Genomic DNA, 17319 nt, shown 5'->3' with positions numbered 1-17319 from the left:
TAGCGTCGTTGTAGCCATCCTGCCGCTGCAGTGTGCGACGCAACGGGAGCTTAATAGCAAGACTCAAGGCGGCTGCAAAACCTTTACCTACCCACTATTTATTTTCCCCAACACCACCCGCTCGGCATATTCCTTAAAGTAGGTCTGGAAGAAGTAGCGCATGGCATCGAAGAGGTCCATCTTGTAGATGCTGCGGTCTTTGCGCAGGGTGCCGGGGCGTGGGCTGTCGTCGTCTATACGGGCTATGATGCAGTCGTTGATGAGCTTGGGGCAGTGTGCCTTGCTGATGCGCAGGTTGGGGTACTCGGCAAAGAGGGTGTTGATGAGCAGGCGGCTATCGTGGTGCTGTAGGTTGCGCGAGTTGAGCGCCAGCTGCTTGGGGCTGAGGCGTAGGTAGCTGCGTATCATCTGGTAGTAGGTGCTGTGCTTCTGGTCGAAGCCTATATCGCCACGCGAGCCACTGGCATCGCCCGTGACGTAGAGGATGCTGGCGGGGTAGGTGGCGCGTATCTGCTGGCAGAGTTCACTGAGCTGGTGCTCTACGGCAAACTCACGGATGATGTGGATGAAGCTATCGCGCTTGCCCTTGTGGGGGCTCATTTGTATCGCCACGCAGGTGAGGGGCTGGCGGTTGAAGTCGAACGAGAGGTACACGGGATAGCTGGGCAGGAAGGACAGCTCGGGGGCTATGTGTTTATCACGATCGAAGGCAAAGAGCCAAGGGGCATCGTTGGTGCGCAGTCCCCATTCTCCCAATGCATAGATGCGGTATTGGTTGTGGTCGTATAGGCGCATTTGTTCTATCTGCTGGCGGTCTACTTCGGTAAGGTGAGGGTTGTCTTTATAAGTGCTGTGGATGATTTGCGTGTCGGGCAGGGCTTGGTCGAAGAAGTGTTTCTTGAGCCAGTGGTCTTCGTGTATGGGGTTGAAGCTGAGGGTGATCTGTATATCGTCCACACCACGCGCACGGCGGTTGAGCTCGGCAAAGTCTTCAAAGTCCAGTTCGCTGGCTTCTTCTATGAGTATGCGGTGCAGCCCTTCGAAGGACTTGAGCTTCTCTGGGTCGTCCAAGCCGCGAAAGATAATTTGCGAGCCGTTCTCTTTGTGGGTGAGTATACGGTCGGTCTTGTTGAAGGCAAACTGCTCGTGCAGTCCCAGCTCGCTAATGCGGGCACGGAAAGAAGGGATGACCGAGTCGCGCAGGGTAGAGCCTACTTTACGTATCACGAGGGTTTTCAGCGGACGGTCGGCAGCGATGATGACCTCTTTCTGCGCAGTACTAAAACTCTTGCCGCTACCTGTGCCACCATAGTTGATCACAAAGCGAGTAGTGATGGTCCATAGGGTATGAAAGAGGTTGGTGAAGAGGGAAGATGCATAGTTGTCGAGCGCGTTCATGATAGGAAATTGGTGATAATTTACAATAGCAAAAATACAAAATATTTATGTGAATAAGAAATTCCTTATTTGGGGTGATATGTTAAGCGTTTTATTTATATGTTGATTTTTATTAATTTGTAGGAAATGGATGCTTATGAAAAAGGTTACATCCTATATTGTGGTGTTATTGTTGCTATCGGCAGCAGTAACTACAGCACAGCCCGTGCGCCCGCTGTATCAGGTGCATTACGATAAAAGTACCCAACCATCGGGCACTAAGTTGTATATAAACGACTCTACGGTTTATGTATATGTGCCGGGCTCTATGCGGGGGAGCACGCCTATGTGCGATACGGTGCATTATGATTCGCTCAAGCGATATGCGGTAGATCCATCTACACTAAAGGCAACACTCACGAGTGTATATGTGCGATTGTACAACAGTAACAACCAGCTATTGAAGTATACCATCACGGGTAAAGATGTAGGCGGGTGGAAAGAGATGATGAGGTTTGAGTGGAGCTATAGCAATGGTATGGTGAGCAACTATAAAGAGTACTACGACCTCTACGATAATAACTCGGGCAACTTTTACTATGGCCTAGCTGCGGAGAGGCGCTACAGTTATAATACAAATGGTACAGTAAGTTTGATGGACCTCTTTGCAGACCAAGGGTATATAGGGCTGCCGTTAATGCATACATCTAAAACCTACTATAAGTACAATAGTAAAAGCATTAAGATAGCCGATAGCCTCCTGAACAATATAGGCGGTACATGGAAGCATGCCAAGTTTACCGAGTATCTATACAACAGTAATGACAGCCTGATACAAGTGGATGAATATGGCATCAGCGGAGGCACTACAAAATCGCTGAGTGCTACTACTTACTACTTCTACAATGCCAAAGGTGAGCTTATGGGAGATAGCGTGCGAACGGATATACCAAACCGTCCTATTAATCCCAGAATGCATTTCTACTCACGTGATACCTCAGGGAAAATTGTAAATGAAAGTCTCATCATGCCTAAGTCGTCTGGTAATCAATTTATCTATACCGAGTATAAATACCATAACAACGGACACGTAAATATGGTAAGGTGGGGAGCAAGCAAAACACTTACACAAGTAACCTTTGCCGATAGTACTTTGTATTATTATTCGTGGACGCCGACTGCTGTACCACAGGCATCTTCCATTTCACAAGAGCTTATACTTTATCCCAACCCAGCTACTGACGTTTTGCATATTGATAGCAAAGTACTCTTTGATAAAGGTTATATCTACAACAATATGGGGCAGCTGGTAAAAGAAATAAATGCTAATACGACACAAGTAGACGTCAGCATGCTTCCTGCGGGCAACTATGTGTTGCAGCTCATTAATAGTAATAGTCAAGTACAACGAAACTTTGTAGTAGTGAAGTAACATTAATGGATACCTAATATTACCTTAACCACATCTGTCAGTATTGGGTCAATTATGTTAATACTGCTTTGTAGTGTGCAAGGGTGTTTGTAACTTATGAGTGATTTTAAGGCAGCTACCTATGCACTATTCGAAAATTCAATTGTCATTAGTCTTTTTTTTATTCCTATTACCATTTGTTGGAGCTGCACAGCAGTGGCGAGTGGTAGAAAAGCGAGTGAGCTTGCGTGTAGCTGGTGGGCTATATAATACGCTAGATAGCATAAGGTATAGCTACGATGCTACCAGCAACAGAGGGAGTAATTATACCAACGATACTATCAACTATATTTCTTTTAGCCAAAATGCTGGCGCAATCATTGGTAAAAAAACATACGACAACGACGACCATATATTGGTAGATGCTGTAATGAGACGAGTGCAAAGCAACGTAGTGCAAGTGCAAACAGAAGACTCCTTTACCTACCAGGCAGGTAACCTGATTTTGCAAAGAAGGTTTCAACCACAGTACGTAGCTGGTAAGTATCAATTGTCGCTGACCGATAAATACCAATATGACTACGATGCGCAAAACCGAGTATCGCTCAAGAAAACAAATAACTATTATAGTGGTGTAATAGCCCCCGATACCTTTTATAATTACTATGCCTACAATACTAAAGGACAATTGGTGAAGGACAGTATCAACAAAGTAAGCAATGGTGGAGCTCCTACCCGTTATGTATGGCATTATTTTGCCTACAATGCTAATGATGATACGCTCTACTGGGAGCAACATACTATAGATACTGCAGGAAAAGCCATTCTTTTTTCTAGGGTAGACTATAGCTACAATGCACAAGGGCAGCTTCTGTCTGATAGCTTGTACTATGGCCCTGGCAATTCATTGAAACATATAAAGCATAGCTACACTTATGATAGTCAAGGCAGGCTGACGGCAGACACCACAAAAGAGTATGGTTATATGGCTAGTAATTATGTGACAACATATACCTACACACCATTCAATTACTATAGCGAGGAAAATATAGCCATGATAGATACAAATGGCAATATGCAGCCTTACCATAGAGTGAATTATGAGTACGAACTGTACTGGCCAGTAAGTATAAATGAATTGGCCAATAATAATGATAACCTGACCCTTTACCCCAACCCTGCTACTCATGTGCTACATATAAAAATTGAAACGCCTTTTGATAAAGCCTACATCTATAGCAACACGGGGCAGCTGGTAAAACAGGTAGAAGACAACACTACACAAGTAGACATCAGCCAACTACCCGCGGGCAACTATGTGTTGCAGCTTCTTGCCAATGATGAAATGATCAGTAGGCAGTTTGTGGTAGTACGCTAAATATAAAGCCCCTGCACGGTGCAGAGGCTTGAGGGATGTTGCTATTATAATAGAGGTGTTTAATTGATGTCTACTCTTGCTGAGTTGGGCGTTAGGTTGGTCCACATAATATTATTGATGGTAACCAATGAACATAATGGAGGGTTGACCGCTACCGAATGAGTAGGCACAAAGAAGTTGGTACCTCCAAGGCATTTATAAACAATGCTAGATGGCGTGCCACAAGCCGTAGAGCCCGTTACCTGTACTGCAGTAAAATAATCAGCCGCTGTAAGGCCGCCCATACCACCCGGTACTGTACTAGGGTCTGGGAAGCTGATGCTGCTGGCAGGTGCCATGGTAATGATGTTGCTTAAGTAAGGTGTACCGCAAACACCCGTTGGGTCGCCGTGCAATACAATGTCTAGCGTGTGAGTAGTGTTGTTGTACACACTGATGCTTTTTACTTGTGCTTGTGCCGCTATGCCTATAAGGCAAAGTAGCGCCAAGGCTAATAATGCTTTTTTCATGTTGGTGATCATTTATTGATTTTAAAAAATGTAACACAGGATTGTTGTGTCAAGAAAAAATGCCTCGCATGTAGCGAGGCAATGTTGATCTTATTTTCTGTTAGTTGATGGTAATGCCTGCATGTGTTGGTGATAAGATGTTCCATGTAATGGTAGATGAGGAGCACGGTAAGCAGCCGCCGGCGCCAAATGTTTCCAGTACCCAGTTATTGACCAGCACTGTACCCGTAATGCAATCACTCACATCGGCAACGCCGGCTGTGGTGCAAGCAATATTAGGGTCGCCATGATATACTCTTATCATAGTAAACATGTCTGGCCCACCCAGTATAGGTCCGCCACCCTTTATCAGCCCACCGGGCACACCCGTAGGGTCTAGGTAGGTAACCGAAGATGTAGGCCCAAGGGAAATAACACTACTTACATAGTCGGCTTGGCAGGCAGGTACTGCGCCCAGTACTGTGCCATACATCGTATAGTATACGGTGCAGCTTGTGTTGTTAGTAATAGTAAAGGAATTGTATTGCGCATTGGCAACAAATGAGAAACTGCATAGCAAGGCTATGGCTAACAATAATTTTTTCATGATGATAAAATTTGGTGATTAGGTATTGTAAAATTAATGAATATGTTTTTGCTGAGAAAGCGTGTTATCACCCATTTTTTGTTAATGGTAGTAAATAGAAAAGCCCCGAATTATGCAGGGCTTTTCTATTTATTTTTCTTGCGCTTACTTTATGTTTTAGGAACTATAGCTACTCTCATTCCGCACTACCTGACTACAGAAAATGGTTTTGAGATCATTCCTTGTTCTGTTTTTACAGAAAAGAGGTATTGCCCATTGGCAAAGTTTGTAATTGGGATAGCCTGTTGACTAGCTCCGTTCGTTACATTTTTTTGAAACAGGAGCTGCCCCTGCAGGCTATGTATGCTTATAGTATAAGGTGTGTTATTGTGGCCGCTTACGCTATAATGGAGCAGCTGCCCGCTAGTGGGGTTGGGGTATAGTGTGAGGGTGGGGTTGTTGCCTTGCGCTGCCGTGCTAACTGTACTAGGCCAAATGCTTTCGTAACGGTATACCTGACTGTCTGATGATACAGTCCATCTTTCGTTAATGCCATCCCAATTGTTCTTTACAAATAGTTCCAGATAGTTGGAGCTGTTATACACCTCTGTTATTTTATTATTTGGGAAGAAGCTCTTTTCCTTTTCTTCCCAATATTGTTGTATCGTATATTTTATGAGCGGTGTTTTACTTGCTATGGCATAGGTCGTTCTATAGAAGTACACCCATGTGTTATTGGTCCACAAACTTACATCCTCATTTATCAGTTCATTTTGTGCATCGTATTGGCTTTCAAATTTTCGTTCGTTCTCCCATCCGTTGGCTGTAGGTTTTTGGATCACATGGAGGGTTTCCAGTCCGTTGGTATAGGCATAATATTCTCTTCTCTTGTTCTCCCATTTTTTGAATGTAAAGTTATAGTCTTGCCGTGTATAGGTGCTGATGTTGTTGTTGGGGGTGTAAGTGTAGGTGTCGTGCTGCTCGGTGATGTAGCTATTGGTTTTGTTGTCCCAAGCTTCTAAGATATATTCCGTTAGGTTGTTTTTTGTGTCGTAGATATAGTTGTGGCGTCTATTGCCTACAAATTGGTTTAGGCTTTGGGAATAACCTTTAATTTCATAGGTCTGTATGTCGCCATTAGTATTGTAGCTAGTAATATGTTGGAGCGAAGTATCCCATATATTACTGCTACGGTTCCATCTCAACTCCTGTCGTTTTATCTCATTTCCGTTGCTATTGTAGGTGTAGTAGATCTTTCCGCTGTCGGGTGTAGTGCCCGGAGGAGATGTACTGGGTACAGTTTTAAAGGTTCTTTTAGAGATGCGCCATTGTGCGTCAAATTCGTTATTCACTTCTGTTACAGGAAGGTAGCCATATATAGTACTATAAACCCATAGCTTACTAGTGTTGCATTTTAGCTTATTGCTCGAATAGTCTTTAGCGCCACCGGGTAGTTTGTTGTTACTAGCATAAGTTATAGCTACTGTGTCTACAGAGGTTAAACCCTTATTAGTATAGCCATGCTTACTGACAAGGCGTAGCTGTGCATCAACTGGTGCGTGGGCTAAAAGGAGGGCTAATAGTAGAATGCTGATCTTTTTCATGAGTGTATAGAGTTGTATACTAAAGATATGGTAATTTTTTTTAACGGAATTGAGGCGGTTTTATTGCCCCTATAAATGACAAAACCGATACCAAGCACGTAGTGATAGTGCAGTACCTATATTGTATCTTGGTAGCACAACCTTATTTATGAAGCTGTCAACCTTTTTAATTGTTTTCTTAATCGTAGTAGCTGCCTCTGGCTGTAAAGAAGAGTACCAAGAGGGTAGGTATAGACTAGTGGAAGAGACAACCTATAAATATGGGTGGTCAAAATTTTTTGATTCGAGTGTAGTGAGTGTGCTGCAATATCGGTACAAAGAAGATAGTAGTGGCAGGCGCACTTACGAGAACCCAAGAGCAGATTGTGATACCTTTCTACGCTATACCTATGAGATGGATGGGGAGGTACGGCTGCTAGAAAAAGAAGTTCGCTCTTACAATCATTTTGGATTGCAAGACACTGCATGGCAATATAGGCCATATGCAAATGGTAAGCACCCCATAAGTTTTACGGCAGTAGACTATACAAACGATACACTACCTACTACATCGTATACCTATACTGATATGCTGGCGAGTACAGCAATGGTGCCAATGGAGAAAGCAGTAATTACAGACACGGTCGTCAAAGAGCCTCATTTTACTTTATTGGCGAAAGTTGTATTGGCATATAAAGATGGGAAGCTTACAAATAGAGTAGGGTACGGTATCAACAATGATAGCACATTAGTAATGATGGGGAAGGATATATATATAGACGGACAAATAAGCGTTACAGAAGAGTATGTCAATAATCCCGACTATTATGGCATAGTTGATAAGGAGACACCTCTACACTTTGAGAAAAGGTATATTTATGATAGTGCGCAGAACAGGCAACTAAGTAATACCTATATCGTATCTGAAGAGGACACCCTTGCAATATGGCATAAGGAGTATAAACAGTATGATGATAAAGGGCAGCTTGTAGAGCATAAAAATTTAGCTCGTACACCTGATTCGTTTGTCTATGAAGGCTTTACTCGATATACCTATACCCCCAAAGGAGCAGTGGCAACTATGCTGTCTGTAACAAGTGGTATACAATCGCTGGCTAGTGTAAAAGAAGTAAAGTATAGCTACAATAGTATGGGCAAATTGATAGCTGAAGCAACTACACAATATGAAGACACTGCAAGAACACAGCCAATTAGCCAAAGCTTAGTAGAAACTACTTATGACATTTATGGAAAGAAAGCAACTACTAGCCATTACTTAATTGAAGAAACTGCTCCCAAAGAAGAAAGAAAGAAATTGGTGGAAAGAAAAGTATACACCTACGAAGCCTACTAAACCATGAGAACCGCCTGTTACATATCAATACTACTTCTCCTAGCTACCCATGGCTATGGTCAGCGGTATAGGCTGGTGGCCGACTCTACGTATGAGTATGATAGTAATGGTACACGCATGATAGAAAGTGTGACAAAAATATCTAGGTATGGATATAGAGAGTGTAAAATATCACCGCATCCAAAGGGACAGCATTTGCCATTTTATGATACTGCGTTTCATTTTATAATACAAGGTGATAGCCTTTATCTGAATGATTTGTACGTTTACAACTACAGTAAAAGTGGAGCTTTGCTTGAGCTTCATAAATATATGCAAGTTGAGCTGTATGCAGTTGATACAATGCAAGATGGTACAATGAATTTTGGGGAAACCTACTTGTATCAAAATGGTTCATACGTGCCTGTAAGAAAAGATACCTATACATACAGTAAAACAGACAAGCTGATTGATGTTATGTTTTATGAGTCAAATGCTAAAGGTTTAGACAACTCTTTTACCCGTCCCACCAAATACGATTTTAGATTAATTAAAAAAGGTAAGTATGATTACTTTTTGGGTAATCGTCATGTGCATAAACTATACAATTGCTATTTCAATGAAGGGTGTAAAATTGAAGAAAAGTATAGATATAATTTAAAAGGCAAGTTGGTTAAGGAAACAGACTACTACGGAGGTAATATTACAGCTATTACAAAATGGAGATACAAAAAAGGTAAGCTAAGCAGTATTGTAACGCAATACTACGACAATTATGATGCTAAGCGGGTAAAAGGATATAGAGAAGATAAAGAGTATAGTTATGTAGGTGATAATGAAGTGGCAACGATCAGCAGGTATTACGAAAAGGAGTATACACCTATGCGCAAGCTGGAACAGACTTATAATGAATCAGGTCAAACATTGATGTTTAAGATTTCTAAGTATTACGAAGAAGGCGGCTATGATATAGACTATGTAGGTTTGTGGCACTATCGTTATACTTCTGATAATCGCTTGCTAGAACTAGAGGAGAGCGTATCTGACGATGGCGTTAATTTTGAAACTGTTGAGAAAACCACCTACACCTACGAAGCCTACTAAATGATGAGAACCGTATGTTACATATCAATACTCCTCCTCTTAGCTACCTATAGCTATGGGCAGCGGTATAGGCTGGTGGAAGTGAAGGATTGTAATTGTTACCACTATGGGATGGATAAGGATTGTTCCATTACTAAATATAGCTATAAAAAAGGCACACAAAGAGGTAGCTCATTTGATGCGGAAAAAGTGCTTTTCGATACAATGCGGCATTTGTATTTTTTTGATGAAAAGATGAAAATATCTGCGGTGGACATATACAATGATATTGGACTTTTAGATACCTCCTACCTATACTGGTATCGTGATGATGCTACAATACCTTTTATGTGCTATAAATACAATGCTAAACAACAGCTGGTAGCAAAAGAGTATTTTTACAAAGCATATGAAAGACTAACTTTTGACGACCTTATAAATGATACCCTCGATTTTAATACGTTGACTAGCTATGGTCTGCAATTGATGTCAGTAGATTCTATGTTTTATAAAGGGGAGGATACTTTTTTGGTGAAGCATTATGAAATGGATATACAGCCTCAGATTTCTTCTTCAGGGGAACAACCTGATTATATCGTAACACCTGTTTTGACGAATTTACAAGAGCATATATATGCTGGGGCAACTATTAGTTGTCAATTAGTAAAGCCTAAAATGTATGGTCTCGAAGCTAAACGTATTTGGTACGATAAGAATAAAAAGCCCATCCTCATTACTACCTGTAGCATGGATAGTGATGGCGAGTACACGGAGAAAGACTCAACTAACATTATATATTTAGATAGTAATACCCGAATAGAGGATAAATATCTTTTTGGCAAGGTGACTAGTTCGACACAAACAAAATTTGTCGAAGAGCGAGATACGCTAAATAGAGTAATAAAGAAAATTAAGCACTGGACGTATAATTTTGATTTTGATGATGGGTTTAAAACGGTGGAAGAGTATAAGTATAACAATAGAGGCTTTTTAGTGAACAAAAGTTATACGTTGTACAATTTGTACAATGCTCAAGGCAATAGGCCTCAGGAGACCAGAATGACCGTATATAAGTATGCTACTTCTGGCTACCTGAGAAAAAAGGTGTATAAGAGAACTACGTATGACTATTATCCCAAAAAGAAAAGAAATAGTTACAGACATATAACCACCTACACCTACGAAGAATACTAAAAAAATCACCCCCATTATGCCAAGTGGAGGTGCTGTTATCTATCAATATGTTGACTAAAAATTACCGTTCTATAGAAAAAAGCTGGGATGCTTTACCTGTTCTTGTTACTATAGAGAGTAGGTATTGTCCACTTGGTAGCTGGTCTGTGGCTATGGTTTTAAGTGCAGCCCCATCCTCAACTTCGTATTGAGCGATTACCCTGCCAAGTACTGTGCTAATGACTATAGTATAAGGCTGCCCGTTATGCTCCATTACTTGCACATTAATAAAATGCCCGCTAGATGGGTTAGGATATACAGTAGTTTTTATTTTATGCTCCTTTGCTGTATTGACAGATAATGGCCAGACAGCCTCGTAGTAATAACGGGCACTATCGCCCCTAAGGCCATTGAACCTCCAATCGTTGGCAATAGTATCCCAGTGCTTGGTTACTTTCATCGTTAGTTGGTTATAGCTATTGTATGATGTATATATCTTGAGCCCATTTTTAAAGCTCTTGGTAGTCCTGTCATAAGCGTATTCAATTACATTTTTTACCAACGGGTTTTTACTAGTATATATATGCACTTCTTTTACGTGGTCGGTTAGGGTAGCCGGGTTGAAATCGTTATGCTTATGGTAAACAGTATCCAGGTCGCCCTGAGCATCATAGGTGTATATGGTCACTTTCCTAGAGGTGTCACCATTTTGTTTAAAGAACTCTACCATCTTTGAGGTGACTTGGTGGCTACTATTATAGACGTAGGTGTACCTGCTGTAAGGCTCCCATTTATTATTTTTATAGTCTTCAACAAAGGTGGTGTCTAAGTTGTTGTTGGCATCGTAAGTATAAGTATGCCGTTGATTAGAGTCGAATGACGCTGTGGCGCCATCCCATTTTTCACGAATACCTAGCGTGATTTTTTTGTTGTTATTATAGGTGTTGCTATATCTGAACTCTTTTTTGAGCTTATTGTTAGCGTCCTGTTGTTCAAACAAGTAGGTTGTCCAATTTCCATTTGCGTCAAAAGTTCTTGTTTTTCTTGTAGCGCTGTCCCACTGGTTGGTCTTGTCGTTCCAGACTAAATTTATACGAGATGTGTTGTTATTGTTGTTGTCGTAGGTGGAATATTCTGCATCTAAATTGTATAGTGTATTACTAAATATGGCAGCAAATGTCGATATGGTTTTTACATTGTTCCAGTTCTTGTCATAGGTATACATTGTTTTCCCTCCTAGAAAATACTGGTTAAGGGAATATTTCCTTTTTATTAAAGTGTCGGGTTTGTCAATAGTTCTATTGTTGAAGTTATAGATATATACTCCTGTGTCAACAGACTTGGAAGAACTGGCAGGGGCTATTGTTTTGTAGTAGGCTACGAGTCTGCTTTGTGCTGAAAGCGTGCCGCTGAATAGTAATAATATTGACAGAAGTTTAAAGGTTCTCATAAACTAAATATACGTTTATTTGAAATGAATCGAATGAGGGGTATCTATATAAAAGACTACCGTTTGCAGCGTGATAGTTGGGTGAGATGGCATACTAAAAAAATACACCCTCGCCATAGGAAGCGAAGGTGCCGTGTAAAATAGAAAACCCCTGTTTTTCAAATATAAAGTAAATAGAAAAGCAACAGAATCGGTACGAATTAGTTCTATAGCTCGAGCACCCCATCTATCCAAAAGCAAAAGGTATTGACTAACTTGCAGGCTCAATAGTATTTGTATGGCCAACAACACCGAGCACAATGCTGCCGTATGCGAGCGCTACCTGCGTTTTGTAATAGAGATAGAGTACACGGGCAATTATTATTATACCATCTGGGGTACCGACCACACCAGCCCCGAAGAAGAAGATAAAATGCTGGTAGATGAGGAAGGGCAGTTCCTACTGTTCAAAACCATAGATGCTGCCATAGCATATGTAAAAGAGCAAAAGGATCTATTCGATCGTGAGCGTTTTGATGGTTGGCTAAAAGAAATAAATCTACCATTAACCCCGCATATGGGTATAGACCTGGATCTATTGCAGGATGAAGAGATAGACATCTCTACCGAAGAGAGTTTTGAAGAACTTATCAATACCCAAAACTTTGTGAGCGACTATGCCCACCAGTCGGGAGACGAGTACTTGATGGACTTGTTTTATGAGCATCCTTTAGAGACACTTTTTGACCTATATATAGACACCTACTTGGAAGAAGGCACAGAAGCACCACCCATTCCTAAAGGGTTAGAAGAAGACGCTGTTCCTAAGCTCAACGAGGTGTATGATCTTATCGCTAAGAAGATAAAGATCATGTAAACGTGGAGGACTATACAGAGCATAATGAGAAGCTTTCTAACGAATATGACCGTTTTGTAGTAAGAGTACACTACAAAGGAGAGGAGTATTACACGCTAAGAGGTGGCGACTGGCAGGATAACTACTTTGATAAAGTTCTATTAGATGGAGAGGAAAGTTTATTACTCTTTAAAACCATAGACAATGCAATAGACTATGCTAAAAACTGGGAAAATCTTTTCGATAAAGAAAACTGGGAAGCATGGTTGTCGCAAATAAAGCTCCCCATCGAACCAGGTCTGTCAATAAATCTCGACCTGCTTAATGTAGACAGCATGGACTTAGACAACTTCCCTGCATATATCCATACCGTAGATGCAATAGATTTTGCAGAGGAATATTGTGACCAAGTTGATTTGTGTTGGGGAGTAGATATGGAGAATGGGAATGGCAAAGGCAAAGGTTCTTTAAATGGTATTAGCACTGTAGTAGATAAGTATATAAAAGGTGATGAAAAAGAGCGCAATAATATTATAAGACAGTATCGTGTAGGTATAATGTCAATGGATTATATAATAACCAACCAAAAGTTGCTTTACACTGCTGTTTCTAATAGGGTGAAAATCATGTAAACGTGGAGGACTACACAGAGCATAACGAAGAAGTTTGCGAGCAGTATCAGCGCTATGTAGTAGAGATGCTGTATCAGGATATGGAGTACTGTACCATATGGGGGGTAGATAAGACCAGCTTTAACGAGGAGGATAAAATGCTGATAGATGAGCAGGGGCATTTCCTTTTATTCCTAACTGTAGAAGATGCTATTGCTTACGTCCAGCAATGGGACCAAGCATTTGACAAGAGCAACTGGGATGGTTGGCTGGCAGCAATAAAACTCCCCATTGAGCCCGATACGGTGGTAGACCTTGACCTGCTGAATGCAACTGCTATAGATGTAGAGAACGTTGCGCTCTTCGACCATACCGTTACGGCCAAAAACTTTGCCAGCGACTACTGCTACCAAATAGAGGATGAGAGTTGGACAGATGCCTTTAGTGGATATCCGTTAATGAATTTTTTCGATGCCTTTATGGATAGGCATTTTTGGAGCGGGGTAGCACAGCCCGAACCTATAACGGAACAACTACTTGCTGATGTAGTGCAGCAGCATAGAAAACTATACGCCTTTCTGCAAAGTAAGATAAGGTTGTGCTAAAAAAATCCCCTGCCATGAATAGCAGGGGTGCGTTACACTAAAAATGAAACCTAATCGGTATAAAAGAAGAAAAAATAAGCACTAGTGCCAACGAATTTGTTCGGGTGTAAGCTTGTCTTTTATTAAACGATTATAACTACAACAAAAAAGCCCTGCATAGAGCAGGGCTAACATATATATATGTTTTGTGTGTTTTAGTGTATTTCTATTTGTTGTGTGTTTGGGCCAGTTTGTGTAGTGTATATGGAGTAAGTGTTGCCATTACATGCAGTACAGGTGTTACTGTTTTTTATTTGCACATTGCCAATAGTTGATGTGCCTATGCACAGCCCCGCAGGGTAGTCTTGAGGTGCGCTACAGGTAACAGGGTTGTTCTCAAAAATAATGGCGATACTAAATAGACCATTGCTCCCCAATTGGTTATTCATAGGGTCGGTCATGCCTCCAGGCACAGTAGAGGGGTCATTAAAGTTGATAGTTGTTCCTGCATTTACAGCAACAATACCGCTGCGATAATTACTGCTACAAGAAGGGTCGCTTGGCTGGGCTCCGTGCAGTACCAAATAAATTCGACATGGCGTACTGTTTTTAATGGTGATGCCATTAGTGCCTTGTGCTTGTGCAAAAATGGTGCATAGACATAGCAATGCTATGGCGAAAAACATTTTTTTCATTGTATTGTTTTTTTAGTGATTAAATAATAGTGTTTGATAGGGCATGTACTCACCATGTCATGAATAGGCAAGTATAGGCATGTAGATACGGTCAGGTGTGATCATCACCTGCTAGGTATACTTAAGTATATTTTTTGATTGATGTTAGTAAATGGCTATTTCCATACTAGAGCTACCTGTTTGTGTCGTCTTTATCGTATAGGAACCGATATACTGACAAACAGTAGTAGCTGTGGGGTTGTAATGGAAAAAAGGTACGTTGTTGAATGACGTATTACCATTACAGAGTCCCGCCTGATACATTTTCATTCCTGAGCATCCGCTGTTAGGGTTGGCAGTAAAGACATTTACAGTATTGAATACACCATTAGCACCTAATGCAGTGCCGCCTGAGTTGTTTACACCTCCTGTTACATAAGTAGGGTCTATATAATCAACAACACCGGGAGGAATGGCAATAATGGCACTTCGGTAGTCTGGTGCACAAGGTACACCTCCTATAGTGTTTCCGTTGATAATAACATAGATGTCATTACTGGTAACATTTTTAATGGTTAGCGTGTGGATGTTTTGGGCGTGAGTAAAGAGCACGGTAAGGCATAGTACTGCCATGGTGAACAGTAGTTTTTTCATAGTTGCTATTTAATTGTTTAAAAAATAAATCAGGGTTCTATGACGGTGAATTCCGGAATAACGAGCATAGGTTACTAAAACTAGCAGAGGTGTGATCAGAACCAAAGCTGAATGTTAGTGGAAGGAAAGACATTAGTGTGACAAACTAAGGTTGGGTGATTATTAAATAAAACTTATTGATTTAAATGTAGTTAGCAACGATCGACGTTGCGACGTATGGTATACTATCTTCTTTGCTTTTCTTTTCTATGTTTTACTTTTCTTTTCTTAGTCGATGGCTTCCGACGCTTAAGCGTGCTTGTGCCGAATGGTAGGGATATGAAAAATGCCCTGCGCGAAAACAAGGCATGTAAGGTAAAAGATATGTATTTGAAAATTATAAGGCAAAGTTACCAATACTATTCTCCTTGAGAAAGGGTATAATCACCTGATTTAGATTCGCTTATATTTAGGGTGTTTACACGCTTGTCTTGTATATGTTTTAGCCCTTACCTTTGTTCGGTAATCCTAATTGTCTTTTTTGATTTTTGACTTGGATTATATGGTGAAACGCAGCAGTACTTTGTACTGCTGTGTTTATATACATAAAAAAATAGCCGTCTTTTAAAGACGACTATTATATAAACGTACTATAAGGGTGTGCTGTTAGAATATTTCTATAACAGCTGCGGTTGGAGAAGCTGCTGTCCACTGTACCGTTACATTGCCGCACAGGTTGCATGTGAATGGTATTACATCATAAACTAATAAAGAAGTAGATGTAGGCCCTAGACAGCCACTGCCGGTAATGCTTGGTCCACCCGGCGTAAGACATGCAACAATACCTGCATAAGCAGGGTTGCCCTCCAGCACTTGTACACGTGTAAAAACGTCTGTAGCGCCTAATGTTGTTCCGCCACCATTCATGCCACCAGGCACTGCTGTAGGGTCGCTATATCCAAATGTAGCCCCTGCGGGTACTTGTATCGGGTTGCTACTGTGAGTGGTAGCGCAGGCTCCTGTACTTCCGTATAATACAATCCATACATCGCAAGAGCTGGTGTTTTGAAAACCAATAGAATTTACTTGCGCCCTAAGGGACGTCGTGATAGCACATAGTAGTACTAGGAATAATAGTTTTTTCATGTGTATAGTTTTTATGTTTAAAAAAAAGTCTCCCTAGTTAATGTTGATCGTAGCATTAGTGCCTGAAGTACTCCAGCTAACATAGGTTGCAGGGGAGCAGGTGCAAACAGTTGGTGATGGAGGAGGTACGGGAAGAGTAGTAGCATCAGAATACTGGCTACCGCCTGTACATTCATATACCGACATAGCATTGGTACCGCAGTTACTGTTGGCTTGTACCTGTACCAGATGAAAAAGTGTAACGCCGGCAGGGAAACCTACCGCTTGAGGGTTGGGAATGTTGATTGTTGAAGATCCGTTTACTGTTGTAGTAGTAGCAGTGGGTGTAGCGGCACCACATGTAGCACTACTGCCTGCATAGAAAATGAGTTCAACAGCACAGCCAGCATTATTGTTAATAGTAAGACTGTTTACCTGTGCTTGCGTACTAATGCTCAGCGTAAGTATTACCGCAAGTAATGTGAGTAGTTTTTTCATGATATTCTTTTTAAAGGTGACTTGAATATTTTGACAGGGTGGATAGTGATATGTACTTCGAAATACATATTCAAGTTCCTAATAATGTTGTTCTGTAACATAGTGTATTTGATAATTGGTCGTTTTAGAGCATAGGTGGTTATTTTTGCTTTATAACTGGTAAAAAATATACTGTGCGGGAGCGGGAAGATTAAATCTCCTTTAAAAAATATAAGCGATACCTCTTTGTTGAGAGTTTGGCACAAGCTTTGCAAAGTAGGTATATAGAAATGTCTAAGAGTAGATGCTTATGATCACTATAGAAAGCGTACAGGGGTGCAACTGTACGAGTTGGTCATAAGCTATAAGTTAAAAAAGCCGCAGGAATGCGGCTTTTACTTTATGAAAAAGGTGGCAACACGGTGCAATGTTGTGTTGCTACTCTGAAAAAAACAATAAATGAATAAGGGTGCGTGTATATAACGCTAGTAAGCTACATATAGTATGTTACACAATTA

General features: G+C 41.0%; 17 protein-coding genes. 8 read left to right on the top strand and 9 right to left on the bottom strand.

Annotated features, from left to right (window positions below; genetic code table 11):
• Positions 1-87: 87 nt before the first annotated feature.
• Positions 88-1398 (bottom strand): PBSX family phage terminase large subunit, encoded by a 1311-nt coding sequence (locus tag R2800_08345; protein ID MEZ5017050.1) that lies wholly within the window; start codon positions 1396-1398, stop codon positions 88-90.
• A gap of 136 nt (positions 1399-1534) precedes the next feature.
• On the opposite strand from R2800_08345, the gene R2800_08340 reads away from it, so the two are divergent.
• Entirely contained in the window at positions 1535-2809 is a 1275-nt protein-coding gene (locus tag R2800_08340) for a T9SS type A sorting domain-containing protein (GenBank protein ID MEZ5017049.1), read from the top strand.
• Between the two features lie 121 nt (positions 2810-2930).
• Positions 2931-4166: a T9SS type A sorting domain-containing protein gene (locus R2800_08335; GenBank protein ID MEZ5017048.1), complete on the top strand. Its 1236-nt coding sequence runs from the start codon at positions 2931-2933 to the stop codon at positions 4164-4166.
• A gap of 59 nt (positions 4167-4225) precedes the next feature.
• On the opposite strand, the gene R2800_08330 is transcribed toward R2800_08335, so the two are convergent.
• The 3 genes from R2800_08330 to R2800_08320 form a co-directional block, all read right to left on the bottom strand.
• Complete coding sequence (locus R2800_08330) at positions 4226-4675, bottom strand: hypothetical protein (GenBank protein ID MEZ5017047.1); 450 nt, start codon at positions 4673-4675, stop codon at positions 4226-4228.
• Positions 4676-4775: 100 nt separating this feature from the next.
• Positions 4776-5261 carry a hypothetical protein gene (locus R2800_08325; protein ID MEZ5017046.1) on the bottom strand — a complete coding sequence of 162 codons (486 nt, stop codon included), beginning with the start codon at positions 5259-5261 and terminating at the stop codon, positions 4776-4778.
• 185 nt (positions 5262-5446) lie between these two features.
• Positions 5447-6844, bottom strand: a complete 1398-nt coding sequence (locus R2800_08320) for a T9SS type A sorting domain-containing protein (protein ID MEZ5017045.1) — start codon at positions 6842-6844, stop codon at positions 5447-5449.
• Positions 6845-6992: 148 nt separating this feature from the next.
• Here R2800_08320 and R2800_08315 point away from each other — a divergent pair, with 148 nt between their 5' ends.
• The 3 genes from R2800_08315 to R2800_08305 are packed head-to-tail and all read left to right on the top strand — an operon-like array spanning position 6993 to position 10433.
• The gene (locus tag R2800_08315) at positions 6993-8177 is read left to right on the top strand and encodes a hypothetical protein (GenBank protein MEZ5017044.1); all 1185 of its coding nucleotides are present in this window, start codon (positions 6993-6995) and stop codon (positions 8175-8177) included.
• A gap of 3 nt (positions 8178-8180) precedes the next feature.
• Positions 8181-9260, top strand: a complete 1080-nt coding sequence (locus R2800_08310) for a hypothetical protein (GenBank protein MEZ5017043.1) — start codon at positions 8181-8183, stop codon at positions 9258-9260.
• Positions 9261-10433, top strand: a complete 1173-nt coding sequence (locus tag R2800_08305; GenBank protein MEZ5017042.1) for a hypothetical protein — start codon at positions 9261-9263, stop codon at positions 10431-10433.
• 61 nt (positions 10434-10494) lie between these two features.
• On the opposite strand, the gene R2800_08300 is transcribed toward R2800_08305, so the two are convergent.
• Positions 10495-11862: a T9SS type A sorting domain-containing protein gene (locus tag R2800_08300; protein MEZ5017041.1), complete on the bottom strand. Its 1368-nt coding sequence runs from the start codon at positions 11860-11862 to the stop codon at positions 10495-10497.
• Positions 11863-12139: 277 nt separating this feature from the next.
• Between R2800_08300 and R2800_08295 the strand changes: the two genes are divergently transcribed.
• Genes R2800_08295 through R2800_08285 form a run of 3 tightly spaced genes read left to right on the top strand, consistent with a single transcriptional unit; the run spans position 12140 to position 13913 of the window.
• On the top strand, positions 12140-12718 hold the full coding sequence (locus R2800_08295) for a hypothetical protein (protein MEZ5017040.1): 579 nt from the start codon (positions 12140-12142) through the stop codon (positions 12716-12718).
• 2 nt (positions 12719-12720) lie between these two features.
• Positions 12721-13329 (top strand): hypothetical protein, encoded by a 609-nt coding sequence (locus tag R2800_08290; protein ID MEZ5017039.1) that lies wholly within the window; start codon positions 12721-12723, stop codon positions 13327-13329.
• Between the two features lie 2 nt (positions 13330-13331).
• Entirely contained in the window at positions 13332-13913 is a 582-nt protein-coding gene (locus tag R2800_08285; protein MEZ5017038.1) for a hypothetical protein, read from the top strand.
• A 194-nt stretch (positions 13914-14107) separates the two neighbouring features.
• Here R2800_08285 and R2800_08280 read toward each other — a convergent pair whose 3' ends face one another.
• The 4 genes from R2800_08280 to R2800_08265 all read right to left on the bottom strand — a co-directional run bounded on the left by R2800_08280 (position 14108) and on the right by R2800_08265 (position 16822).
• The gene (locus tag R2800_08280; protein ID MEZ5017037.1) at positions 14108-14587 is read right to left on the bottom strand and encodes a hypothetical protein; all 480 of its coding nucleotides are present in this window, start codon (positions 14585-14587) and stop codon (positions 14108-14110) included.
• 144 nt (positions 14588-14731) lie between these two features.
• The gene (locus R2800_08275) at positions 14732-15220 is read right to left on the bottom strand and encodes a hypothetical protein (protein MEZ5017036.1); all 489 of its coding nucleotides are present in this window, start codon (positions 15218-15220) and stop codon (positions 14732-14734) included.
• A gap of 645 nt (positions 15221-15865) precedes the next feature.
• Positions 15866-16345 (bottom strand): hypothetical protein, encoded by a 480-nt coding sequence (locus tag R2800_08270; protein ID MEZ5017035.1) that lies wholly within the window; start codon positions 16343-16345, stop codon positions 15866-15868.
• Between the two features lie 33 nt (positions 16346-16378).
• Positions 16379-16822, bottom strand: a complete 444-nt coding sequence (locus tag R2800_08265; GenBank protein MEZ5017034.1) for a hypothetical protein — start codon at positions 16820-16822, stop codon at positions 16379-16381.
• Positions 16823-17319: the final 497 nt, after the last annotated feature.

The sequence above is a fragment of the Flavipsychrobacter sp. genome (genome assembly GCA_041392855.1).
Classification (GTDB): domain Bacteria; phylum Bacteroidota; class Bacteroidia; order Chitinophagales; family Chitinophagaceae; genus UBA5543.
Note: the sequence above shows the minus strand (reverse complement) of the source record. Positions and strands in the feature narration are given on the sequence as shown.

Coding starts and splice junctions, on each gene's coding strand:
- R2800_08265 (MEZ5017034.1), bottom strand. CDS start 16,822: ATGAAAAAACTACTCACATTACTTGCGGTAATACTTACGCTGAGCATT.
- R2800_08280 (MEZ5017037.1), bottom strand. CDS start 14,587: ATGAAAAAAATGTTTTTCGCCATAGCATTGCTATGTCTATGCACCATT.
- R2800_08310 (MEZ5017043.1), top strand. CDS start 8,181: ATGAGAACCGCCTGTTACATATCAATACTACTTCTCCTAGCTACCCAT.
- R2800_08300 (MEZ5017041.1), bottom strand. CDS start 11,862: ATGAGAACCTTTAAACTTCTGTCAATATTATTACTATTCAGCGGCACG.
- R2800_08325 (MEZ5017046.1), bottom strand. CDS start 5,261: ATGAAAAAATTATTGTTAGCCATAGCCTTGCTATGCAGTTTCTCATTT.
- R2800_08275 (MEZ5017036.1), bottom strand. CDS start 15,220: ATGAAAAAACTACTGTTCACCATGGCAGTACTATGCCTTACCGTGCTC.
- R2800_08345 (MEZ5017050.1), bottom strand. CDS start 1,398: ATGAACGCGCTCGACAACTATGCATCTTCCCTCTTCACCAACCTCTTT.
- R2800_08335 (MEZ5017048.1), top strand. CDS start 2,931: ATGCACTATTCGAAAATTCAATTGTCATTAGTCTTTTTTTTATTCCTA.
- R2800_08295 (MEZ5017040.1), top strand. CDS start 12,140: ATGGCCAACAACACCGAGCACAATGCTGCCGTATGCGAGCGCTACCTG.
- R2800_08340 (MEZ5017049.1), top strand. CDS start 1,535: ATGAAAAAGGTTACATCCTATATTGTGGTGTTATTGTTGCTATCGGCA.
- R2800_08315 (MEZ5017044.1), top strand. CDS start 6,993: ATGAAGCTGTCAACCTTTTTAATTGTTTTCTTAATCGTAGTAGCTGCC.
- R2800_08270 (MEZ5017035.1), bottom strand. CDS start 16,345: ATGAAAAAACTATTATTCCTAGTACTACTATGTGCTATCACGACGTCC.
- R2800_08305 (MEZ5017042.1), top strand. CDS start 9,261: ATGATGAGAACCGTATGTTACATATCAATACTCCTCCTCTTAGCTACC.
- R2800_08320 (MEZ5017045.1), bottom strand. CDS start 6,844: ATGAAAAAGATCAGCATTCTACTATTAGCCCTCCTTTTAGCCCACGCA.
- R2800_08330 (MEZ5017047.1), bottom strand. CDS start 4,675: ATGAAAAAAGCATTATTAGCCTTGGCGCTACTTTGCCTTATAGGCATA.